The organism is Pilibacter termitis, assembly GCF_900167335.1.
In the GTDB taxonomy this organism is placed as follows: domain Bacteria; phylum Bacillota; class Bacilli; order Lactobacillales; family Streptococcaceae; genus Pilibacter; species Pilibacter termitis.
In genome coordinates, this window is record NZ_FUXI01000001.1 from 39,014 (window position 1) to 60,537 (window position 21,524).

Annotated in this window: 25 protein-coding genes; 7 read left to right on the forward strand and 18 right to left on the reverse strand. The window is 38.3% G+C overall.

Features of this window, described 5'->3' with window-relative positions; genetic code table 11:
- The first annotated feature begins 184 nt into the window (after nt 1-184).
- Genes B5D30_RS00220 through B5D30_RS00230 form a run of 3 tightly spaced genes read left to right on the forward strand, consistent with a single transcriptional unit; the run spans nt 185 to nt 2,366 of the window.
- Nucleotides 185-832 carry a phosphatase PAP2 family protein gene (locus B5D30_RS00220; RefSeq protein WP_078806010.1) on the forward strand — a complete coding sequence of 216 codons (648 nt, stop codon included), beginning with the start codon at nt 185-187 and terminating at the stop codon, nt 830-832.
- A gap of 11 nt (nt 833-843) precedes the next feature.
- Nucleotides 844-1,812: a tRNA modification radical SAM protein MnmL/YtqA gene (locus tag B5D30_RS00225; protein WP_078806124.1), complete on the forward strand. Its 969-nt coding sequence runs from the start codon at nt 844-846 to the stop codon at nt 1,810-1,812.
- Entirely contained in the window at nt 1,806-2,366 is a 561-nt protein-coding gene (locus B5D30_RS00230; RefSeq protein ID WP_078806011.1) for a tRNA 5-(aminomethyl)-2-thiouridylate-methyltransferase MnmM, read from the forward strand. The genes B5D30_RS00225 and B5D30_RS00230 overlap by 7 nt, the downstream gene beginning before the upstream one ends.
- 200 nt (nt 2,367-2,566) lie before the next feature.
- Here the strand turns inward: B5D30_RS00230 and B5D30_RS13040 are convergent, their stop codons facing one another.
- The 3 genes from B5D30_RS13040 to B5D30_RS00240 all read right to left on the reverse strand — a co-directional run bounded on the left by B5D30_RS13040 (nt 2,567) and on the right by B5D30_RS00240 (nt 5,043).
- Nucleotides 2,567-2,773 carry a hypothetical protein gene (locus tag B5D30_RS13040; RefSeq protein WP_144399426.1) on the reverse strand — a complete coding sequence of 69 codons (207 nt, stop codon included), beginning with the start codon at nt 2,771-2,773 and terminating at the stop codon, nt 2,567-2,569.
- A gap of 165 nt (nt 2,774-2,938) precedes the next feature.
- The gene (locus B5D30_RS00235; RefSeq protein ID WP_078806012.1) at nt 2,939-4,612 is read right to left on the reverse strand and encodes a DAK2 domain-containing protein; all 1,674 of its coding nucleotides are present in this window, start codon (nt 4,610-4,612) and stop codon (nt 2,939-2,941) included.
- 68 nt (nt 4,613-4,680) lie between these two features.
- Nucleotides 4,681-5,043, reverse strand: a complete 363-nt coding sequence (locus B5D30_RS00240; protein ID WP_078806013.1) for an Asp23/Gls24 family envelope stress response protein — start codon at nt 5,041-5,043, stop codon at nt 4,681-4,683.
- 285 nt (nt 5,044-5,328) lie between these two features.
- Here B5D30_RS00240 and rpmB point away from each other — a divergent pair, with 285 nt between their 5' ends.
- Entirely contained in the window at nt 5,329-5,517 is a 189-nt protein-coding gene (gene rpmB / locus B5D30_RS00245; protein ID WP_078806014.1) for a 50S ribosomal protein L28, read from the forward strand.
- A 422-nt stretch (nt 5,518-5,939) separates the two neighbouring features.
- Here rpmB and B5D30_RS00250 read toward each other — a convergent pair whose 3' ends face one another.
- Genes B5D30_RS00250 through B5D30_RS00265 form a run of 4 tightly spaced genes read right to left on the reverse strand, consistent with a single transcriptional unit; the run spans nt 5,940 to nt 9,773 of the window.
- Nucleotides 5,940-7,013, reverse strand: a complete 1,074-nt coding sequence (locus B5D30_RS00250; RefSeq protein ID WP_078806015.1) for an ABC transporter substrate-binding protein — start codon at nt 7,011-7,013, stop codon at nt 5,940-5,942.
- A complete protein-coding gene (locus B5D30_RS00255; protein WP_078806016.1) occupies nt 7,014-7,808 on the reverse strand; it encodes an ABC transporter permease in 795 nt (264 codons plus the stop codon).
- A complete protein-coding gene (locus B5D30_RS00260) occupies nt 7,805-8,623 on the reverse strand; it encodes an ABC transporter permease (RefSeq protein ID WP_078806017.1) in 819 nt (272 codons plus the stop codon). The genes B5D30_RS00255 and B5D30_RS00260 overlap by 4 nt, the downstream gene beginning before the upstream one ends.
- 1 nt (nt 8,624) lies before the next feature.
- Complete coding sequence (locus tag B5D30_RS00265; protein ID WP_078806018.1) at nt 8,625-9,773, reverse strand: ABC transporter ATP-binding protein; 1,149 nt, start codon at nt 9,771-9,773, stop codon at nt 8,625-8,627.
- 237 nt (nt 9,774-10,010) lie between these two features.
- On the opposite strand from B5D30_RS00265, the gene B5D30_RS00270 reads away from it, so the two are divergent.
- From B5D30_RS00270 to B5D30_RS00280, 3 genes are all read left to right on the forward strand, one after another.
- The gene (locus tag B5D30_RS00270; protein ID WP_078806019.1) at nt 10,011-10,766 is read left to right on the forward strand and encodes a phosphopantothenate--cysteine ligase; all 756 of its coding nucleotides are present in this window, start codon (nt 10,011-10,013) and stop codon (nt 10,764-10,766) included.
- Nucleotides 10,756-11,304 (forward strand): phosphopantothenoylcysteine decarboxylase, encoded by a 549-nt coding sequence (coaC, locus tag B5D30_RS00275; protein ID WP_078806020.1) that lies wholly within the window; start codon nt 10,756-10,758, stop codon nt 11,302-11,304. The genes B5D30_RS00270 and coaC overlap by 11 nt, the downstream gene beginning before the upstream one ends.
- A 134-nt stretch (nt 11,305-11,438) precedes the next feature.
- Nucleotides 11,439-12,038 (forward strand): ECF transporter S component, encoded by a 600-nt coding sequence (locus B5D30_RS00280; RefSeq protein WP_144399427.1) that lies wholly within the window; start codon nt 11,439-11,441, stop codon nt 12,036-12,038.
- Nucleotides 12,039-12,090: 52 nt separating this feature from the next.
- Here the strand turns inward: B5D30_RS00280 and B5D30_RS00285 are convergent, their stop codons facing one another.
- The 11 genes from B5D30_RS00285 to B5D30_RS00335 form a co-directional block, all read right to left on the reverse strand.
- Entirely contained in the window at nt 12,091-13,071 is a 981-nt protein-coding gene (locus tag B5D30_RS00285) for a sensor histidine kinase (RefSeq protein WP_078806022.1), read from the reverse strand.
- Nucleotides 13,072-13,746, reverse strand: coding sequence for a response regulator transcription factor (locus B5D30_RS00290; protein WP_078806023.1), 675 nt, complete (start codon nt 13,744-13,746; stop codon nt 13,072-13,074).
- Nucleotides 13,747-13,840: 94 nt separating this feature from the next.
- Nucleotides 13,841-14,089: a hypothetical protein gene (locus tag B5D30_RS00295; protein ID WP_078806024.1), complete on the reverse strand. Its 249-nt coding sequence runs from the start codon at nt 14,087-14,089 to the stop codon at nt 13,841-13,843.
- Between the two features lie 90 nt (nt 14,090-14,179).
- Nucleotides 14,180-15,853, reverse strand: coding sequence for a formate--tetrahydrofolate ligase (locus B5D30_RS00300; RefSeq protein ID WP_078806025.1), 1,674 nt, complete (start codon nt 15,851-15,853; stop codon nt 14,180-14,182).
- 123 nt (nt 15,854-15,976) lie between these two features.
- Nucleotides 15,977-16,672, reverse strand: a complete 696-nt coding sequence (locus B5D30_RS00305) for a histidine phosphatase family protein (protein WP_078806026.1) — start codon at nt 16,670-16,672, stop codon at nt 15,977-15,979.
- A 35-nt stretch (nt 16,673-16,707) separates the two neighbouring features.
- Complete coding sequence (locus B5D30_RS00310) at nt 16,708-17,094, reverse strand: DUF1149 family protein (RefSeq protein WP_078806027.1); 387 nt, start codon at nt 17,092-17,094, stop codon at nt 16,708-16,710.
- 133 nt (nt 17,095-17,227) lie between these two features.
- Entirely contained in the window at nt 17,228-17,863 is a 636-nt protein-coding gene (locus B5D30_RS00315) for an HAD-IA family hydrolase (protein WP_159443143.1), read from the reverse strand.
- Nucleotides 17,864-17,892: 29 nt separating this feature from the next.
- On the reverse strand, nt 17,893-18,030 hold the full coding sequence (locus B5D30_RS13340) for a hypothetical protein (protein ID WP_159443144.1): 138 nt from the start codon (nt 18,028-18,030) through the stop codon (nt 17,893-17,895).
- Between the two features lie 153 nt (nt 18,031-18,183).
- Nucleotides 18,184-18,459 carry an HU family DNA-binding protein gene (locus B5D30_RS00325; protein WP_078806029.1) on the reverse strand — a complete coding sequence of 92 codons (276 nt, stop codon included), beginning with the start codon at nt 18,457-18,459 and terminating at the stop codon, nt 18,184-18,186.
- A 215-nt stretch (nt 18,460-18,674) separates the two neighbouring features.
- The gene (gene der, locus B5D30_RS00330) at nt 18,675-19,985 is read right to left on the reverse strand and encodes a ribosome biogenesis GTPase Der (protein WP_078806126.1); all 1,311 of its coding nucleotides are present in this window, start codon (nt 19,983-19,985) and stop codon (nt 18,675-18,677) included.
- A 277-nt stretch (nt 19,986-20,262) separates the two neighbouring features.
- Entirely contained in the window at nt 20,263-21,429 is a 1,167-nt protein-coding gene (locus tag B5D30_RS00335; protein WP_078806030.1) for a class I SAM-dependent rRNA methyltransferase, read from the reverse strand.
- Nucleotides 21,430-21,524: the final 95 nt, after the last annotated feature.

Sequence of the window (21,524 nt, forward strand, 5' to 3'; positions counted from 1 at the left end):
CAACTGTTCGCAATGTCGATCGCAACTGACGTTGCGATTAAATAAACGACATGGCTCACTGTTGCAAACTTCAAAACGCCCCTCTACGCTTTTCTTTTACGCAAAAACTCTATTTGCAAAATAAAAAAACTCTCCTAATCTACATCATGTGATACAATAAAATAAAAAATCCAAGGAGATTCTTGTGAAAAATAGAAAAAACTATCAATTAGCCGCCAGTTTTACATTGTTAATTTTTGTTATTTTAGGTTATACAATCAAATTTTACGAGCAAAACATTCTTCCCATTGATACACAAATTCAAAGTGTTATCCGTGGGGTTCGCACCCCTTTTTTAGATGCGTTTTTCATCAACTTTACCAGTTGTTTCAACCAAATTCAAGGGGGCGTATTGCTCATTTTGGTCTGTATTCTTTTATTTCTCGCCAAAAGAAAAATGGAGATTGTTTGGTTACTAACTTCTACTGTTATTCTTTCAGTCGTTGCTAACCCATTACTCAAACACATTTTTCAGCGAGAAAGACCTTCCATTACGCATTTAGTCGTGGAAACTTCTTTTAGTTTCCCGAGCGGACATTCTGTTTTTGCAACGTTATTTTTTGGGAGTTTCTTTTTCTTCTTTCCTTTATGGATAAAAGATAAAATGAAAATGGCACAAACCATTTGCCTATTTCTGCTCATTCTCGTGCTTATTAGCCGCATTTATGTTGGTGTGCATTACCCGAGTGATGTTCTCGGCGGATTTCTTTTGAGTACGAGTTGGCTGTTGTTTACTTATCCTTATTTTGAGGAAAAAAGATTTGTTTGGCGTTTTAAAGGGTTACAGAAATGAGAGGTTTACAAATGATTCCAAATTTTTATGATTCTACCAAACGTTACCGTACGTGGAATGGTGCTTTGCGTGAAGAGTTTGGCGGGAAAATTTTCAAAGTCCCTATTGACGGCGGATTTGATTGCCCAAACCGTGACGGCACGGTCGCTCATGGCGGTTGTACTTTTTGTTCTGTCAGCGGAAGTGGCGATATGATTTTAGAGCCAAATGCTCCTTTGCGTGAACAATTTTTCACCGAGGTAAATTTCATGCACAAAAAATGGCGTGATGTCTCACAATACATTGTCTATTTTCAAAATTTCACAAACACGCACGCACCTGTGGAGATTTTGCGTGAACGGTACGAGCAAGTGATTAATTTGAACGGCGTTGTTGGGCTTTCCATTGGCACAAGACCAGATTGCCTACCTGATGAAACAATCGAATATCTTGCAGAATTAAATGAACGACTCTATCTTTGGGTCGAACTCGGTTTGCAAACAACTTATGAAGAAACGAGCAATCTCATCAATCGAGCACATAGTTATGAAGTCTACCTTGACGCTGTGGAACGTTTGCGGAAACACAATATTCGTGTTTGCACTCATTTAATCAACGGTTTGCCTACCGAAACACCCGAGATGATGCTTGAAAACTGTCGCAGAATGATTTTGGATAGCGATATTCAAGGGGTAAAACTTCATCTCATGCACCTAATGACTCAAACAAAAATGATGCGTGATTACCATGAAGGTCGTCTAAAATTGATGAGCATGGAGGAATATGTGCAAGTAATTTGTGACCAGCTCGAAATCATTCCTCAAGACATCATCATTCACCGCTTAACAGGAGACGCTCCAAGAGAGTCACTTATCGGTCCAATGTGGAGTTTAAACAAGTGGGAAGTACTGAATGCAATTGATACAGAGTTAGAAAAACGCAAAAGTTACCAAGGAAAATTTGACATAAGAAAAAGCGGAGGAACTAGAGAATTATGCTAGAAAGTGCGTTAAGATATTCACATAAATTAATTCGTGAAATCGTCAATAATGGCGACACTGTCGTAGATGCTACAATGGGCAATGGAAATGATACCGCATTGTTTGCCAGTCTTGTTGGAGAAACCGGCTGTGTTCATGCGTTTGACGTGCAAGAATTGGCAGTCGAAAATACAAAAATACGTCTTAAAGAGCAACAATTAACCGCTCAGTTGCATTTAGAAAGCCATGAAAATGTCGGCAATTATTTACAGCACAACTTAAAATGTGCCGTCTTTAACCTCGGCTATTTGCCGAAAAGTGATAAAACAATCATTACCCAATCAGAAAGCACGCTCAAAAGCCTAAAGTGCATGCTTACTCACCTGCTTTCTGGCGGAAGGATTCTCCTTGTCCTCTACTATGGTCATGACGGTGGCGAACAGGAAAAAGAAGCTGTGTTACATTTCGCACGAACTCTTCCTCAAGAAGAATACCAAGTGCTTGAATACCAATTTATCAACCAGAAAAATTCTCCGCCTATTTTAGTTTGTATTGAAAAACGCATGAAAGAATGAATTCATGCGTTTTTTGTCTAGCTACGAAGTGCTGAAGTCTGGTGGCTGTTCACAACGTCGCTTGAAACTTCGTTTCAATGCTAGTCTTTCAAGAATCTTTGATTCTTAGAAAGACTATATGCGAAACGAAGTGTAGCAGTAAATAAACGACGTGGCTCACTGCCACAGACTTCAAAACGCACTTCTCCGCTTTTCTTTGTCTAGCTACGAGAGGCTGAAGTTTGGCAACTGTTCGCAGTGTCGATCGCAACTAACGTTGCGATTAAATAAACGACACGGCTCACTGTTGCAAACTTCAAAACGCCCCTCTTCGCTTTTCTGTGTCTAGCTACGAGGGGCAGGAGTTGGGTCGCTGTTCGCAATGCCACTTGAAGCTTTGCTTCAAGCAAGTAAATGGCATGGCTCACTACGACAAACTCCTGAACGCCCTCTCGCTTTTCTGTGTCTAGCTACGAGAGGCTGAAGTTTGGCAACTGTTCACAACAGCACTGGAAACTGCGTTTCCAGCAAGTAAATACTGTGGCTCACTGTTGCAAACTTCAAAACGCCCCTCTTCGCTTTTCTTTTTTTCTTTACTCCGCACTAAACAAATACGGATAAACTGGTTGCCCTCCTTGGTGTACTTCTAACTCTACATCAGGGTATTTTGTTTCAAGAAGTGTCGTAATTGCTTCGGTGTCTTCCGTACTCGCTCCTTCACCTACAAGAAGCGTTACGATTTCGGTTTCGTCTATTATCATTTTTTCAAGCGTTTGAATACTCGCTTCTACAATCTGTGGCACGCTGACAACAATTTTTCCGTCTACCATACCAATAAAATCACCCTCTTTGACTGCAACGCCTTCGATTGTCGTGTCACGAACCGCTGTTGTTACTTGTCCGCTTACCACGTCTTCAAGAGAATTTGTCATAATTTCTTTATTTTCTTCTAAACTTTGTGTGTCATTAAAGCTCAAAAGTGCTGTCATTCCTTGTGAAACCGTGCGACTTGGCACAACAACAGCTGGCACATCTGCTTCTGCTACTGCAGCTTCTGCTGCCATAAAGATATTTTTATTGTTTGGCAAGACAATCACATTTTCAGCGTTGACTTCTTTGATTGCCTGTAAAATGTCCTCTGTTGACGGGTTCATCGTTTGTCCGCCACTAATCACATAACTGACTCCCATTGATTGGAACAATTCCGCAAGACCGTCTCCTGCTGCAATTGCAATAATTGCATAAGGTACACGTTCACGTGGTGTGATAATTTGAGCTTGTTCTTTTTCTACTTGAGCATCATGTTGCTCACGCATATTGTCAACTTTTATTTTGATAAGTGAGCCAAAACGTTGACCATATTGCAACACACTTCCGGGGTCTTCTGTATGCACGTGAACTTTGATAATTTCATCATCATTGACCATTAAAAGAGAATCCCCTTTTTCGTTTAAATAATTTCTAAATGTATCATAGTCAAACTGTTCAACGGCAGTAGGTCCTTTGCCAATTGCGACCATAATTTCCGTGCAATAGCCAAATTGAATATCTTCCGTGGCAACGTGGCCTGCAACAGATTTGTGATGTTCTGCATTTACCATTTCATCCATTGTGCCGGGATTTGGCTGAAATTCTTCACTTTCCAAATATTCGCCCGTCATAGCCGCAAGGAATCCTTCATAGATAAACAATAATCCTTGACCTCCACTATCTACAACGCCAACTTCTTTTAGCACAGGAAGCATTTCTGGAGTTTTGGCAAGAGCTTTTTTCGCTCCTTTGACAACTGCCTGCATCACTTCAATTGCATCATCCGTATTCTTCGCCGCACGCTCCGCGTAAATAGCCGCACCACGTGAAACTGTCAAAATCGTTCCCTCGACAGGTTTCATCACTGCATTATAAGCTGTTTGAACCCCACCGTTAAACGCAACGGACAAATCACTTGCCGTCAATACTTCTTTTCCTACAATCGCCTTTGAAAAACCTCTGAATAATTGCGAAAGAATCACACCGCTATTGCCTCTTGCACCCATTAACAAGCCTTTACTTAATATTTGTGCCAATTCGCCAAAATGCGTTGTTTTTGCATCTGCTACTGCTTTTGCACCTGTCGTCATGGAAAGCGACATATTCGTTCCCGTGTCACCGTCTGGCACCGGGAAAACATTTAAACTATTCACATACTCTGCATTTTTTGAAAGACGCTGAGAACCTGCCTGCACCATTTCATTGAATAAGCTGGCATTGATTTCTTTTACACTCACTTTACTATATCCTCCTAGAAAAAGGGGCGAGATGTGCCACCTATCTGGTTATTTTCTATTTTTTACTGTTATTCTGCCAGCACTTTTACACCTTGCACAAAAATGTTTACACTGTTTGCTGAAACACCTAACATACTCTCAAGATTATATTTCACTTTTTCTTGCACATTACGTGATACTTCAGAAATTTTTGTGCCGTAAGTCACGATAATATACGCATCCACTGCTACGCCATTTTCTTCTTGACGCACAACAACGCCTTTTGAATAATCTTCTTTTCTTAACACACGATTGAGTGCATCTTTTGCTTGGTGACGACTTGCCATACCTGCGATACCGTAAATATCTGTCGCTGCACCTCCTACAACTGTTGCAATGACCTCATTGCTTACTTCAATACTTCCTTGTTGTGTTTGAATGGTTACTGCCATAAGTACACCCCCATATTATTGTTATTTTATTTTAACATGAAGTAGGATATTTGTATTCTAATTTATGCTCAAGATAAACTAAAAACTTTCTTCAACCTTGTTAATTTACTTTATTTTTCCGTTTTTGTCAAACTTATATCTTTTACACTTGCAAAATAGTTTTAGCTATGGTAAAGTTTTTAAGTATGAGTGTTCAGCTCATGAAACAAAAGCCGCAACCTCTCCTTTAGTCGAGGTTGTCTAAATCGGCTAGAGGTATTTTAGTATAAAAGGAGGAGAATCACATTGGCAAAGGTATGTTACTTTACTGGACGTAAAACAACTGCTGGTAACAATCGTTCTCACGCGATGAACCAAACAAAACGCACAGTAAAACCGAACCTTCAAAAAGTACGTGTACTTATTGACGGCAAACCTAAAAAAGTTTGGGTTTCAACTCGTGCTTTGAAATCAGGCAAAGTAGAACGTGTGTAAAAACACATTGAAACTGTGAGAATTTGCGACCCTTTGGGTCGTTTTTTTGTATGAAAATGATAAAACCTCACGATTTTTTATAGTCGTGAGGTTTTCTTTGTGGGCTATGAGGTGTTGTGGGGGATTGGTCGCAAGGTCTCAAACAACCCTTAACGCCCCTCTTCGCCTTTCTGTGTCTAGCTACGAAGGGCTGAAGTTTGGCGACTGCTCTCAATGTCGCTCGCAACTAGCGTTGCGAGTAAATAAACGACATGGTTCGCTGTCGCAACCTCCTGAACGCCCCTCTTCGCCTTTCTGTGTCTAGCTGCGAGGGGCTGAAGTCTGGTGGATGTTCGCAGTGCCGATCGAAACTTGCGTTTCGATCAAGTAAACGGCACGGCTCACTTCCACAGACTTCAAAACGCCCCTCTTCGCTTTTCTTATTACTTCCTATACATTTTAAACTGCAAAAATAAGTCGTTGTAGATTCCTAGCCATTTTTTGCCTAGGTCTTGGTAGACTTCGAGGTTTTCTAGTGTTTTTTCTTCTGGATAAAATTGCTTGTCCTCACGTACTTCTTTTGGCAACAAGGCTTTTGCTTTTTCATTTGGTGTGGCATAGCCCACATATTCAGCGTTTTGAGCGGCATTTTCTGCTTTTAGCATGAAATTAATAAATGCGTACGCCCCGTCAATGTTTTTCACCGTTTTAGGAATCACCATATTATCAAACCAAAGATTACTTGCCTCTGGTGGAATAACGTAGTGCAAATGTTCGTTATTGCTCATCATTTCACTCGCCTCGCCAGAAAATGTAACTGCTGCTGCTGCCTCATTTTGTGCCATATACATTTTGATTTCATCGGCAACAATTGCTTTAATGTTTGGCGTCAATTTTTCTAACTTTTCACTTGCACGCTCAAGCTCTGAGAGATTTTTTGCGTTCAGCGAATACCCTAATGAGTTCAGCGACAAGCCCATTATTTCTCTAGCTCCGTCAATCAATAACAAGTTATTGCGATATTCTTCTTGCCACAAATCATTCCAATGCTCTGGAGGATTTTTTCCAACCATTTGGTCATTGTAAACAATCCCAAGCGTTCCCCAAAAATATGGAATAGAATACTCATTGTTTTCGTCAAACGGTTGATTTAAAAATCTCGGTTCAATTTCTTCCAAACCTTTGATTTTTTTATGGTCAAGAGGCACGAGGAGTTTCATTTTTTTCATTTTTTGAATCATATATTCACTTGGAATGGTAATATCATAAGCTGTCCCACCTTGTTGAATTTTGGTAAACATCGCCTCATTCGAGTCGAATGTTTCATAAGAGACTTTATAACCACTTTCTTTTTCAAATTTCTTAATCAAAGCAGGATCAATATAGTCTCCCCAGTTATAAATGGTCAGCACGTTATCCTTTGTTGCTCCTGTCTGACTTTCGAGGTGACGAACGGTAAAAAACAAAAAGAGAATGATCGCAACAATGCCTAACATCAACATTTCCAACTTTTTCATCTACTTCTCCTCCCCTCTTTGCTTGTGCGTATCTTTTGAGATAAAATAATAACCAATCACAAGAATCATTGAAAAGACGAACACTAAGGCTGAAAGTGCATTGATTTCAAGATTTATCCCTTGTCTAGCTCGAGAGTAAATTTCAACAGAAAGGGTCGTAAATCCATTCCCCGTAACAAAAAATGTCACCGCAAAATCATCTAGCGAATAAGTAAATGCCATAAAATAACCTGCAATAATGCCTGAGGTGAGTGTTGGTAAAATTACTTTGTGCAACACTTGAAAATGATTCGCTCCTAAATCTCTTGCTGCATCAATCATCGTATCGTTCATTTCATAAAGTTTCGGTAAAACCATTAGCACGACAATTGGAATACTGAACGCTATATGACTAAGCAATACACTTGAAAATCCTAGCTTAAAGCCAATAAATGTAAAGAAAATCAACAAACTCGCTCCAATAATAACATCTGGAGAAACAAGTAAAATATTATTCATCGCCAAAATCGCATTACGATTGCGTCGCTTTTTCAAATAATAAATCCCCATTGCACCAAAAGTGCCGATAAATGTCGCAAGCAATGCAGATAAAAATGCTAGTAAAAAAGTTTCCGCTACAATCAAAAGCAAACGTGAGTCTGAAAACAGTTCCTCAAAGTGAGCAAGAGAGAAACCTGTAAAACTATTCATCGTTTCCCCGTCATTAAATGCGTAGAAAATCAAATAAAAAATCGGTGCGTAAAGCAAAAAGAAAACAGCAAACAAATAAAGATTGGACACTTTCCATTTTTTCATCCTTTCGCTCCTCCTTTCACACGTTTGCGTTTTTCACCTGTTAAAATCATAACAAGGAGCATTGCCAATATTAGCACAACCCCAATTGTTGACCCCATGCCCCAGTTTTGCGTAACGAGAAAATGTTCTTCAATCGCTGTACCAAGCGTAATCACACGGTTCCCGCCAATCAATCTCGTCAGCATGAACAAAGAAAGTGAGGGGATAAATACTGCCTGTACGCCACTTTTCACCCCACTAAGCGAAAGAGGGAAGATGACGTGTCGAAACGTTTCAACAGGTGTCGCACCCAAATCACTTGCCGCATCAAGCAAAGAAGCATTCATTTCTTCCAGTGCATTAAAAATTGGCAAAATCATAAACGGCAACTCAATATAAGTAGCAACAAATAAAAAGCTAAAATCTGTAAACAAAATCTGGAAGGGACCGATACCAAAAAGCTCTAAAAACTGGTTGATACTCCCAAATTTGCCAAAAATGCCGATAAATGCGTACGCTTTGAGTAGCAAATTAACCCATGTTGGCAAAATAATCAACATTAACCAAAGTTGTTTGTGCTTGAGTCTTGTCAGTAAAAAAGCGGTCGGATAACTAATCAACAATGCAAAAATCGTAATCAAAAACGCATACCAGACCGAGTTGACCGTCATTTTTAAGTAGGTTATTTGCGTGAAATAACTCTGATAATTCGCAAGTGTAAATTTCCCATCAATACCAAAGAAACTTTGGTAAACAATCAAAAGAACAGGTGCTAGAACAAAGAATAAAAGCCAAGCATAATAAGGAGTTGCGTATAATAATCGTAGTTTTTTCATTCTACCCCTCCATCTCATCTGGAGGAATAGCCGTCACTTCACTTTCTGGAATGACTTCTTCCTCTACATATTCTTCGATACGTGCATCAAATTCTTCTTCTGTTTCATTGAAACGCATGATATGAATGTCTTCAGGCTCAAAAGTTAAACCGATTGTTTCGCCTTCGGCAGCTTTTCTTGTAGAATGAATCATCCACTCATTGCCCTCTTCGTCATAGGCGATAATCTCATAATGCACGCCACGAAAAAGTTGTGAATCTACTTTGACAGTTATTTTCCCTTTTTCTTCAGTCGTAATCACCAAATCTTCTGGACGAATGACGACTTCGACAGGTTCATTTTTCCTCATTCCACCGTCCACTGCCTCAAAACGTTTGCCGTTGATTTCCACCAAATAATCATCAATCATTACACCTGCAATAATATTGCTCTCACCAATAAAATCCGCAACAAAATGGTTAATCGGCTCATCATAAATGTCAACAGGCGTACCGCTTTGCACGATTTCACCGTCATTCATCACGAAAATCCAGTCGCTCATTGCAAGTGCTTCTTCTTGGTCATGTGTAACAAAAACGAAGGTAATTCCAAGTCGCTGCTGCAACTCACGCAATTCATATTGCATTTCCGTACGCAATTTCAAATCAAGTGCAGAAAGTGGTTCGTCTAAAAGTAAGACTTCTGGTTCGTTGACAATGGCACGTGCAATCGCCACACGCTGTCGTTGCCCTCCAGAAAGTCGTGTGATTTCTCTATCTGAAAATTTCTCCAAATGCACCATGCGAAGTGCTTCAGCAACTTTCTTTTCAATCTCTGGCTTAGGTAATTTCTTCAGCTTTAAGCCAAATGCGACATTTTCAAACACATTCATATGCGGAAAAAGTGCGTAGTCTTGAAACACCGTGTTCACAGGTCGCTTATTTGCTGGAACGTCATTGATTCTCTTGTCGTTGAGGTAAATATCTCCCTCCGTTGCCTCGATAAACCCTGCAATCATGCGAAGTAGTGTCGATTTTCCACTTCCACTTGCACCAAGCAGTGTATAAAATTTTCCACGCTCCATCTCCAAATTTATATTTTTCAAAACAGGGTCGCTTGCATCATCAAATCTTTTCAATACATTCTCAAAACGAATAATTTCTTGGGTCATTTTCTCATTGCCCCTCCTTAAACTTCATTGTAAACTAAGCCTCAGCATAACCAGCGATACCTATTTTAACAAATTTACGAGGAAATAACGACTAAAATTTTTATAAATAAATTATGAACTCTTCTAAAAAACGACATTTATCCAAAAAAACTCATTCTCCTATTTTACTGAATGTTGTACTCACGGGATAGAAGATGATATAATAGGCAAAATAAATAACATATATAAGGGGAATTTATGAAAATATTGATTACATCTGGTGGCACAACTGAGCCGATTGATTCTGTTCGCGGAATTACCAATCATTCGACTGGAAAATTAGGAAGAGAACTTGCTGAAATTTTTCTGAAAAACGGAGCGAGTGTGGATTTTATTACGACCAAACACGCTGTCAAACCTGCCACTACTACAAATTTAGCGTTACACGTTATCCAAACAACTCGTGAACTCGAAGAAAAAATAAAGGATTTATTGCAGAACAATCGCTATACTGCGGTCATTCACGCAATGGCAGTGAGTGATTACCGTGTGAAATCAACACTTGAACGCTCTGAATTTGCGAGTATTCTTTCTGAAAATTTACAGAAAAGCAAGGATATTTCGCAAATCGAACGCACACTTGAAACTCTTGCAACAGACAATAGCAAAAATAAAAAAATCTCAAGCAATGCCGAAATGCTCGTGGTAACACTTGAAAAAACACCGAAAATCATTCAAATGATTAAACAAATTCAACCAAATACTTTGCTTGTTGGTTTTAAATTGCTTGTTGACGTACCACGCGAAGAACTTTTACGTGTGGGATTAGAAAATTTAAAGAAAAATAATGCTGATTTTGTGCTTGCAAATGATTTGACAAAAATAACAAATGATACGCATTACGGAATGCTAATTGAAAATGAAAAGAACTTAACCGAAGTGAATACAAAAAAAGAAATCGCAGAAATTATTTTCAAAAAAATAAAAGAACGAGGGGAATATTATGAAAAATGATAAAAAAACAATTTTACTCGGTGTCTCTGGGTCTATTTCTGCCTATAAAGCAGCGGATATTGCAAATGGCTTAACCAAGCTCGGCTTTCACGTAGAAGTCGTAATGACCCGTTCTGCACAAGCATTTATCACGCCTCTTACTTTACAAGTGCTATCAAAAAATCACGTGCATGTTGACGTGCTAGAGGAAGTGGAAACGACGAAAGTCAATCATATTGAACTCGCAAAAAACACAGATTTATTAATAGTCGCTCCTGCAAGTGCAAATATCATTGGCAAATTGGCAAATGGCATTGCTGACGATATGCTCTCAACTGTTGCACTCGCTGTAAGAGATGAGGTTCCAAAATTGATTGCTCCTGCAATGAATACGCAAATGTACGCAAATAAAATCGTGCAACGCAATTTAAACACCTTAAAAGAGCTAGACTGGAAAGAAATTGAACCACGTGAGGCAATGCTTGCTTGCGGCGATGTAGGGCGTGGAGCTTTAGAGGAAGTGGAAAAAATTTTATCCATTGTCCGAAAAGAAATCTAAAAAACGAACATTATTTTTCTTCTTCCAAATTTTACAAGTAAATTGTTTTACTTTTTACTTTTCTTTCTCTACACTTATTATAAAGTAAATACATTTTGCTGATTATGATAATATTTTTAAGAAAAGGGGATTTTATGAGAAACAAAAAAACAAATGAATTGGCAATTGTCGCAATGTTTATCGCAACGATTACGGTGCTTGGAGTGTTAAATCAAATCTTTTTGGTCTATTGGCCGTTTTTGATTAAACCCACTATTTTACACATTCCAGTCATTATCGCTTCCATTGTCCTAGGACCACGACTTGGCGGTTTGCTTGGACTTTGGTGGGGAATTAACAGTGTAACCATTGCAACCGTAACTGCTGGACCAACAAGTTTTTTATTTACACCTTTTTTGCCTGTTCCAAACAGCACACATGGTGATGTCCGCTCGTTACTTATTGCGATTGTCCCACGTATTTTAGTTGGTATATTGCCTTATTTTATCTACAAACTATTCTCTAGCAAAAAGCCTTCACGCATTGGTTTAAGCATTAGCGGAATTGTAGGTTCAATGACAAATACTATCTTTGTACTTTCTGCAATTTATGTTATTTTTGGCAAAATTTTAGGCTGGGGGCTCAAAACCGTCCTCACGTCAATTGTTGCTACCAACTCACTTGCAGAGGCAATCATCGCAGCAATTTTAGTTGCTGGAGTAACTCCAGCAGTCTTGAAAGTTTATAAAAAATAAGCAACAAAAAACGCATGAAATAGAAAAAGAATTTCGTGCGTTTTTTGTTTGTTTAGTGATTGCTATTAAAATAAATCACCACCGTTGTCCCCACGCCTATTTGTGAAGTAATTTTAATTTCATGTCCTAATTTTGTCAAAATTTCCTTCGACATAAACAACCCTAGCCCGCTCGCTTTTTTATCCAACCGACCATTTAATCCTGTGAAACCAGGGTCGAAAATACGTGGTAAATCCTCGGCTAAAATACCAATGCCCGTATCCGTAACAGATAGCGATTGTTCGCTCATACAAATTTTCACTCCGCCAGTTTTAGTATATTTTATCGCATTAAACAAAATTTGCTCAAAAACAAATTGCAACCATTTTTCATCGGTCACAACACTTGCCTCAGACTCTTCTAGCTCAATTGTCAAATCTTTTTTAATGAAAAAACGTGCGTATTTTTTTATACTTGCTTTCACCATTTTGTTCAACTCAACAGGAGCAAAAACATAATCCGTCTCCGTATTGTTCATGCGAACATACTGCATTATCAACTCAATATATTGATTGATGTAAATTAACTCATCTTTTAACACATCAAGATCAAGTTCCTTCGTTTGCACCATTAAGTCAATAACTGCAAGCGGCACTTTGATTTGATGACTCCACATACCGTAATAATCAATCATCTGCTGCCGTTCACGAAAAGCTAAGTTCATCTCTTGTATCTGCTCTTTACGCAGTTGACGAGCAAGGTCTATCAGACTTTCCTCTGTTGAATTTGGCTCAACAAAATCACGGAAATCCATTAATTTCGTATCTTTTTTCGCTCTCTCAATCACTTTATGTTTGGCAAATACTTTTGTCAGTTGATAGATTGTAAGAATACTAGCAAAAAACAAGACAAAAATACACGCATCTAAGAAAGGAGCTAACGGTACATTTTCAAGAAAAAATGTGCCAAAAAAAGAAAACACCACAAGCAAAAGCAAGAAATAGAAATAACGATTGCTGTGAAAAAAATCAAAAATTATTTTCTTCTTGCTCATTTATTCACCTAAACTAAACCCTTTCCCTTTAATTGTTTGGATATATTTGGCAAAATCTAGTTCCAACAACTTTTTCCTAAGTCGCGTCATCGTCACACTCAAAGTATTTTTGTCAATAAAATGTTCATCTTCCCAAAGTTTTTCCATAATCTCCTCTTTCGTCACAAGTTGCCCAACATTTTGAAAAAGCAAGCTCAATATTTTTACCTCATTTCTCGAAAGTTCAACCTGCTCACTTCCTTTTTTCAGCACCGTATCCTCTATATCTAGCTGAAAATCCAAAAATTCATACGTCGATGTTTCCTTTTTGAACACATATGTCCGTCTTAGCAAAGCTTGAATTTTTGCCGTCAAAACCGCAATATCAAACGGTTTTGTCACAAAATCGTCCGCTCCCATGTTCATCGCCAACACCATGTTCATATTGTCCCCTGCACTTGAAATAAAAACAATCGGAACCGTCGAGAGTTTACGAATTTCATTTGTCCAATGAAAACCATTATAAAATGGCAACGTAATATCCATTAAAACTAAATCTGGATTGCTCGCCAAAACCTCTTTTGCCACCTGCTGAAAATCTCCAACACTCTCAATTTCAAAATTCCAACTCGAAAGTGCCTTATCCAACAAAGTCACAATCTGCTCATCGTCCTCTACAATAAAGATTTTTTGCATATTCTTCACCTGATTTTTGTCCTTATTTTTTGATTGTTATCTTTTATTATAGCAAAAAACCCGATAAATATGAGTATCGGGTTATTGTAACCAATTATTTAAACTCTCCTGTGAAGTAACCAACAAATGTACGAACTGCAAGGTCTTGTGCTTTTGTGCTTGCCTCGTTTGCCTCTAAAACACCTTGTTGATAGCCTGTCACTCTAAATTTTGCTAACATTTCTTTACGCAACAATAACGTCAAACAATCATTTTCACGAACGATAGCATACATACCTTTTTTCGCTTCACCGTTATCCCAAGCAAGTTGTGATAATTCTTCCACTGTTTGATTTGGTTTCATTCTATACCTCCCAAGTTGATTAAAATTCATTAGTATTCGATAAATATTTTATAATATTTCTTTGAATAAAGCAACGTTTTTTTGAGAATGTTAAAACAACCCAATCGCATTCCCCACACTATCCACATCCATATTAAGAGCAGCTGGTGTTTTAGGAAGTCCCGGCATTGTCATAACGTCTCCTGTCAAAGCAACGATAAAACCTGCACCAAGCTTTGGCACGAGTTCTCGAACGGTAATATCAAAATCTTTTGGACGAGCCAAAAGTGTCGGGTCGTCCGAGAGCGAATATTGAGTTTTCGCCATGCAAATAGGCAATTTATCCCAACCGTATTGAGCAAAATTCTTCATTTGCATTTTTGCTTTCTTCTCAAAATGAACTTGCCTGCCACCGTAAATTTTTTGCACTATTGCTGTTATTTTTTCTTCGATAGAGTCATTGACATCATAGACTGGTGAAAATTCTTTGCTTGTTCCCTCCATTTCAGATAACACAGCTTTCGCAAGTTCCACTCCTCCTGCACCGCCATTTGCCCAAACTGAACAACGAGCAATCTTGACGCCTTTTTCTTCGCACAATTGCTGAAGAGTCAAAATTTCTTCTTCTGTATCAGTAAGAAATTCATTGATAGCAACGACAACTGGTACGTTGAACGATTGAATATTTTCGATATGTTTTTCCAGATTCGCAAAGCCTACCTTTAATGCTTCGACATTTTCTTCTTGCAAATTACTTTTCAATACTCCGCCGTGCATTTTCAACGCACGAATCGTTGCGACAATGACAACAGCATCAGGGGCTTTTGGTAAATTAGGTACTTTGATGTCGAGGAATTTCTCTGCTCCCAAATCTGCACCAAAACCAGCCTCAGTTACAACATAGTCTCCCAATTTTAATGCCGTCGTAGTCGCAAGAACTGAATTGCAACCATGTGCAATATTTGCAAACGGACCGCCATGCACAAAAGCGGGTGTTTTTTCAATCGTTTGAACCAAATTGGGCTTAATTGCATCTTTCAAAAGCAAAGCCAAAGCACCTTCCACTTTTAAATCACGCACAAAAACAGGCTGACGAGTATAAGTATAGCCAATCACAATGTTTCCCAGACGTTGTTTCAAATCGGTAATATCACGTGCCAAACAAAGAATTGCCATAATTTCACTTGCTACCGTAATATCAAATCCGTCTTCACGAGGAACACCTTGTATTGCACCGCCTAATCCTACGACCACCTTACGCAATGCTCTATCATTCAAATCTACCACACGTTTCCAAATTGTGCGTCTTAGGTCGATATTTAGCTCATTGCCTTGTTGAACATGGTTGTCAAGCAATGCTGAAAGTGCATTATTTGCCGTTGTAATAGCGTGCATATCCCCAGTAAAATGAAGATTAATATCTTCCATTGGCAAAACTTGTGCCGCTCCTCCACCTGTTGCTCCGCCTTTAATTCCCATCACAGGTCCTAAAGAAGGCTCACGAAGTGCAATCACCGTTTTCTTTCCAAGGCGATTGAGTGCATCTCCTAAACCGATTGTAACCGTTGATTTCCCTTCCCCTGCTGGTGTTGGATTAATCGCTGTTACCAAAATCAATTGACCATTTTCATTCGATTTCAATGCGTTAATTTTTTCCATGCTTAATTTTGCCTTATATTTACCGAAAAGTTCTAAATCATCTTCTACTAACCCAATTGTTTCAGCAATTTCTTTAATTGGCGTCAATGTCGCCTGTTGTGCAATTTCTATATCTGTTAAAACCATGATTTCCTCCTCAAAAAGCGAATGTTTTCCTCTTTATTATACTCAATACTTCGAGGAATAAAAACTAAAAATGTTAATTTTTTACAAAAACGCACCTCCTCGTTCGGAAATGCGTTTTTCGATTTATTTAGCTAATCGTTTTCGTCCTATTTCACGGTATTTCATCAAACCTGCGTTTTCTACGGTAAATTGTTCGCCGTCATAGCTTACAATCGTCACACTTCCGTTATCCAATCCACGAACACGTGGATTTTCTGGGTGTACCAAATGACAAAAAGTCGCAATCGTCATGCCGTGTGAAACAATTAAAGCATTTCCACCGCCGTCTGTATGAAGTTTGTGAGCAATATCTTCAAATCCTGTATAAATACGATCTTTTATCTTTTCCCAAGGCTCCGCCCAGCCTGCTGTATCAATCTCCATGATCCCACGAGCAATATCCTCAAACGACAAATTGTCTAAATCTTTGCCCTTGTAAGCATCTGTTCTTGGCAGAATCCCGTCGAAAAGTTCTCCGTCAAATCCTCCGTCCATTGACCCAAAACACCATTCACGTATCCTTTTTTCTCGAAGATAAGGAATGTTCGGATATTCCAGATGTTCCATGATAATATCCATTGTCTGAATCGTACGTCCTGAATCGGAAGAAAATGCTGCTTTAAATGGAATGTTCTCCGCTTTTAGTCCTGCACCAAGCTCATGAATCCCCTCTTCACCAAATGGCGTAAGTGGTGTATCACTCCAACCTTGAGCACGACCTAGCGTGTTGAACATTGTTTTTCCATGACGAACGATATAAAGAGTTGTTTTTTCACTCATAGCTCTCTCCAAATTCTATAAAGTTTCTTGAAACCCTATTCTGTTGGTGCATTTGCCTCAAATTTCAACTCTAAGCCCGGTTCGTCCATTGCAATTTCTGTCACTTCATACGTCATACGTTTCACAATGTTGAAAAGTGGGGAAACAAGTTCTTCTACTTCTTGTTGAGTAATATCAGTTTGTTCGTTGATTTCACGATTGATGACAAAATTCACTTGTGAAACTGAACCAGAAATCACATAATCAGGGAAAATCAGACGAAATTGCAAGCGTGCAAGAATCGCCGTACTTTTCTCAGGTGTTCCCTCAAAATCTTCGAGTGGCGTCAAACCTACATTAATTTCTGTTTCTACCTCAATTTCTGGATTTTTCATATCATAGTGATATGCCTCTACTACTTCTTGTAAACGTTGAATTTCCATTATTCCATCTCCTTCAATCTCTTGTTTCTCTCTAAAATTTCCACAAGAAACACTTTCTAGTTTTCTTTTCTTACTAAATTATAACACAATTCCCATTCCCTAGCTCTTAAAAGTATGCAAACTATTTTTTCTTTCAATCTTCCTTTTCACAAGACGGTATTAACAAAATTTCAGCTAAACTATGCACGGTGAAATCAGCGGGTATTTCACCCAAAAATCCGTCAATATCGTATAAAATAGCGGATACTTCAGCATTTTTTCCAGCAAGCACGTCTAATTTTCTGTCCCCTATCATCACAGTCTCGTCAATTGCTAATTCATGCTTTTTCATCAAATGTAAAATTGAGCTAGGATCTGGTTTTAGCGGAAAATCATCAGCCACGGTCACAAAGTCCGTAAAGCAATGAAACAAACCGTCTTGTTTTAAAAACTCAAGAGCTGTGTTGTCACGATGTGTCAAGACAAAATTCTTCCCTCCGTTTTGCACGATACTTTCTAACGTTTCTCTTGCATCATGAAACGGTTTCGGCGACTCTTGCAAACGAGGCTCTATTTCTTGATATTTTCTCATCAATGCTTGTTTTTTCTCAAGTCCTACATAATGTTCTGCAGCAAAACGTGCAGATTCTTTTTTTATCAACTGATAAACTTCCTTGGGAGTTGCTTGTATGCCAAACAACTTTAAACTCTCTAAAAAAGCTGTCGTAATCGCCCCATATGTATCATAAAGCGTGCCGTCAAAATCCCAGATATAATTTTTAAAACGCATCCTTTCCCCCTCATTTCTTGGCATAAATGCTACTTGTTGAAAATCTTCGGTCCTTTTCGCATATTTTTGCGATCGTTTTTAGGACTTTGGCTTTGTTGAACCGTTCCTGTTTTTCCTTGTTTCTGCTTGATTAATTCTAACATTTTTTCTTTTTGTGTTGTTTTCACGTTTTCCACACCTCTATGCTTTTCTTTTTTCACGCTTACCTAAAATTATTTGTTTTTAGCGTGTCTTTTACACTATTCAACTCTAGTTTATCATATTTACAAGAGGAATTGAAAAAGAACCCTTATAGTTTCCTACAAGAGTTCCCTTTTTGCTTATTTGACAGCGTCTTTTAATGCTTTACCTGGTTTGAACGCAGGTACTTTAGATGCTGGGATTTGGAGTTCTTCACCTGTTTGTGGGTTGCGACCTTTACGAGCTGCACGTTCACGAACTTCGAAATTACCAAAACCGATAAGTTGAACTTTTTCACCTTTAGCAAGTGATTCTTGAATAGTAGCGAATACAGTATCGACTGCTACAGTAGATTGTTTTTTAGTCAACCCAGTTGCTTCTGCTACTTTTTCGATGATTTCTGCTTTGTTTGCCAATGAAATTCACCTCCTTGGATAAGTTGAGGAGCTCCGCTCCATTGCGTTAAGTGGTCTAACGCAATGATATTGAATTGATACCCTCAATATCTAAAACTACTTTATCACTTAAAACGTGTTCTATCAACAATTTTCCACTATTTTTTGCATTTTTCTTCAAAAAATGTTTCATACGGGTTTTTATTTGTATGATTTCGCTTTTTATGTTAAAATGCTTACTTTCTCTTTCGAGCAATTAAATGAATCGGCGTTCCCTCAAATGTAAATGCTTTGCGAATTTGATTTTCCAAAAAACGTGCATACGAGAAGTGCATTAATTCTTCTTCGTTAACAAACACAACAAATGCTGGTGGTTTTACTGCCACTTGTGTCGCGTAGAAAATTTTCAATCGTTTTCCTTTGTCTGTTGGCGTTGGATTCATCGCCACAGCATCCATGATAATATCGTTTAAAATGCTAGAAGAAATTCGCAAGTTTTGCGAATGGCTTACTTCTTGAAGTAGTTCTGGCAATTTATTCAAACGTTGCTTCGTTTTCGCTGAAACAAAAACAATCGGTGCATAACTCAAATATTGAAATTCCTCACGAATTTCTTTTTCAAACTCACGCAAAGTGTTCGTTTCTTTTTCAATGGTATCCCACTTATTGACCACGATAATCATGCCTTTTCCTGCCTCATGAGCAAATCCTGCAATATGCTTATCATACTCACGAATGCCTTCTTCAGCATTTAAAACCATTAGTACAATATCACTTCGGTCAATCGCACGCATTGCACGCATGACCGAATATTTTTCTGTCGCCTCATACACTTTTCCACGTTTACGCATCCCTGCCGTGTCAATCATTTGAAACTCTTGTCCGTCATTTGAAGTAAAATAGGTATCAATCGCATCTCTCGTAGTTCCTGCAACGTCAGAGACAATTACACGTTCCTCGCCTAAAATCGCATTGATCAGTGAGGACTTTCCAACATTTGGACGACCAATCAAGCTAAATTTAATCAAATCTGGATTTTCGTCTTCTACTTCTTCTGGGAAATGTTTTATCGCCTCGTCTAAAACATCTCCTAAACCAAGACCGTGACTACCTGAAACAGCAATCGGTTCCCCCAATCCAAGCGAATAAAACTCATAAATTTCATTTCGCATTTCTGGGTTGTCCACTTTATTAACTGCTAAAATAACGGGTTTGTTAGACTTGTATAAAATTTTTGCTACATATTCATCAGCATCCGTAATCCCTTCTCTTCCGCTCACTACTAAAACAATGACTTCCGCCTCTTCCATAGCAATTTCTGCCTGTTGTTTAATTTGTTCCATAAATGGCTCATCACCCATTTCAATTCCACCTGTATCAATCAGATGAAATTCCTTGCCAAGCCATTCTCCTGTCGCATAAATTCTATCTCGTGTTACACCCGGTGTGTCTTCTACTATGGAAATACGTTCGCCTGCAATACGGTTGAAAATCGTTGATTTCCCTACATTTGGGCGACCGACTATGGCTAATGTTGGTTTGCTCAATTTCGTTTCTCCTTTGTTTTCGGTTTGTCTAGGTACGAAGTGCAGGAGTTGGGTCGCTGTTCGCAACAGCACTGGAAACTGCGTTTCCAGCAAGTAAATGCTGTGGCTCACTGCGACAAACTCCTTAACGCACCTCTTCGCTTTTCGGTTTCCTAAAGTCTTTTCTTAAAGACTTTACCATAATTTGAATGTTTTTTCGACCTTTACATCATGTTTCTTTATAGGATTCATTTAAAAAAACTGCTTTTTATAGCGTTATATCAAAAAACTTCAATTGTTAAAATTTTATTTTGATGAAAAATACTTTTAAATAATCACTTTCACTAAATCCTTTTACTGCTGGAAAATCCTCGGGTAAAGATTTTTTGTCAAAAAATTGATATTGTACGTTTTTTTTCTTCAAAGCAGTTTCGATATTTTGTTGAAATTTTTCACGTGTGATGTTTGCTGCATTGGCTGAGGCAATAATTATGCCGTTTTTACTTAAAATTTCCACCGATTGCTCAATTAATTCTCCGTAGTTTTTCGCCACAGAAAAACTTTTCTTCCCGTTTCTAGCAAAACTTGGCGGATCAAGGATAATGGTATCATAAGTCAACTGATGTTTTTTCGCATAATCAAAATAACGAAATACGTCCATTACATAAATTTTTTGTTGTTCAACAGGCAAACCGTTCACCTCAAATTGCTCACGTGTTTTTTCAAGTGAACGCTTTGCCAAATCAACACTAGTTGTTTGTGTAGCACCGCCAACACTTGCTGCCACAGAAAATGCTCCTGTATAGCTGAACATATTCAACACATTTTTTCCTGCAAGCAATCCGTCAACTAAACGTCCTCGCACTTCTCGTTGATCAAGAAAAATCCCTGTCATCCACCCTTCATCCAAATAAACAGCGTAGTTCACACCATTTTCTTTAACAACCATTGGAAATTGACCTACATTGCCAAATAAATGTGCGTTTTCACACAATGGATTGTCAAAGCGATTTTTTTCATATGCTCCCTCAATTTCTGGGAAAACTTCACGAAATGCACGGATAATCCTTTCACGAATGGAATAGACAAATTCGTTGTACCAGTGAAAAACGGCATAAGAGTCATATTGATCAATCACAAAGCCACCAAAACCGTCTCCTTCACCATTAAACAGACGAAAAGCATTTGTCCATTCATCTTGCAACAAACGCTCACGTTTTGCTTTTGCTTGCATGAAAAGTTTGCACAACCACACCTCCTGAATACTCGTTTCTTTAGAAGAAAGAAACCAGCCAATTCCTTTGTTTTGCTTAGAAAGATAACCAATCCCTAAAGTTTCCCCAGACAATGAAACAAATGAAACTTCTTGATTCAAGACTTCTTCACGGGTCAAATCTTCTTTTGTTATCAAAGGAATTCCTTTTTTTATTTTCTTTTCTGCTACTTTTGTAACAATTACTTTCATCTACTTTTCCACCTACTTAATTTTTTTGCTGTTCAGCTCCATTTCAAATTATATAACAAATCTTAAAGAAAGTACCTTTTTACGCAATTCCTATT

Bases quoted from the DNA above. Each gene is read 5' to 3' on its own strand.
- B5D30_RS00225 (WP_078806124.1), top strand. From the start codon at position 844: ATGATTCCAAATTTTTATGATTCTACCAAACGTTACCGTACGTGGAAT.
- B5D30_RS00230 (WP_078806011.1), top strand. From the start codon at position 1,806: ATGCTAGAAAGTGCGTTAAGATATTCACATAAATTAATTCGTGAAATC.
- B5D30_RS00240 (WP_078806013.1), bottom strand. From the start codon at position 5,043: ATGGCAGTAACCATTCAAACACAACAAGGAAGTATTGAAGTAAGCAAT.
- B5D30_RS00250 (WP_078806015.1), bottom strand. From the start codon at position 7,013: ATGAAAAAGTTGGAAATGTTGATGTTAGGCATTGTTGCGATCATTCTC.
- B5D30_RS00255 (WP_078806016.1), bottom strand. From the start codon at position 7,808: ATGAAAAAATGGAAAGTGTCCAATCTTTATTTGTTTGCTGTTTTCTTT.
- B5D30_RS00260 (WP_078806017.1), bottom strand. From the start codon at position 8,623: ATGAAAAAACTACGATTATTATACGCAACTCCTTATTATGCTTGGCTT.
- B5D30_RS00265 (WP_078806018.1), bottom strand. From the start codon at position 9,773: ATGACCCAAGAAATTATTCGTTTTGAGAATGTATTGAAAAGATTTGAT.
- B5D30_RS00270 (WP_078806019.1), top strand. From the start codon at position 10,011: ATGAAAATATTGATTACATCTGGTGGCACAACTGAGCCGATTGATTCT.
- coaC (WP_078806020.1), top strand. From the start codon at position 10,756: ATGAAAAATGATAAAAAAACAATTTTACTCGGTGTCTCTGGGTCTATT.
- B5D30_RS00280 (WP_144399427.1), top strand. From the start codon at position 11,439: ATGAGAAACAAAAAAACAAATGAATTGGCAATTGTCGCAATGTTTATC.
- B5D30_RS00285 (WP_078806022.1), bottom strand. From the start codon at position 13,071: ATGAGCAAGAAGAAAATAATTTTTGATTTTTTTCACAGCAATCGTTAT.
- B5D30_RS00290 (WP_078806023.1), bottom strand. From the start codon at position 13,746: ATGCAAAAAATCTTTATTGTAGAGGACGATGAGCAGATTGTGACTTTG.
- B5D30_RS00295 (WP_078806024.1), bottom strand. From the start codon at position 14,089: ATGAAACCAAATCAAACAGTGGAAGAATTATCACAACTTGCTTGGGAT.
- B5D30_RS00300 (WP_078806025.1), bottom strand. From the start codon at position 15,853: ATGGTTTTAACAGATATAGAAATTGCACAACAGGCGACATTGACGCCA.
- B5D30_RS00305 (WP_078806026.1), bottom strand. From the start codon at position 16,672: ATGAGTGAAAAAACAACTCTTTATATCGTTCGTCATGGAAAAACAATG.
- B5D30_RS00310 (WP_078806027.1), bottom strand. From the start codon at position 17,094: ATGGAAATTCAACGTTTACAAGAAGTAGTAGAGGCATATCACTATGAT.
- B5D30_RS00315 (WP_159443143.1), bottom strand. From the start codon at position 17,863: ATGCGTTTTAAAAATTATATCTGGGATTTTGACGGCACGCTTTATGAT.
- B5D30_RS00335 (WP_078806030.1), bottom strand. From the start codon at position 21,429: ATGAAAGTAATTGTTACAAAAGTAGCAGAAAAGAAAATAAAAAAAGGA.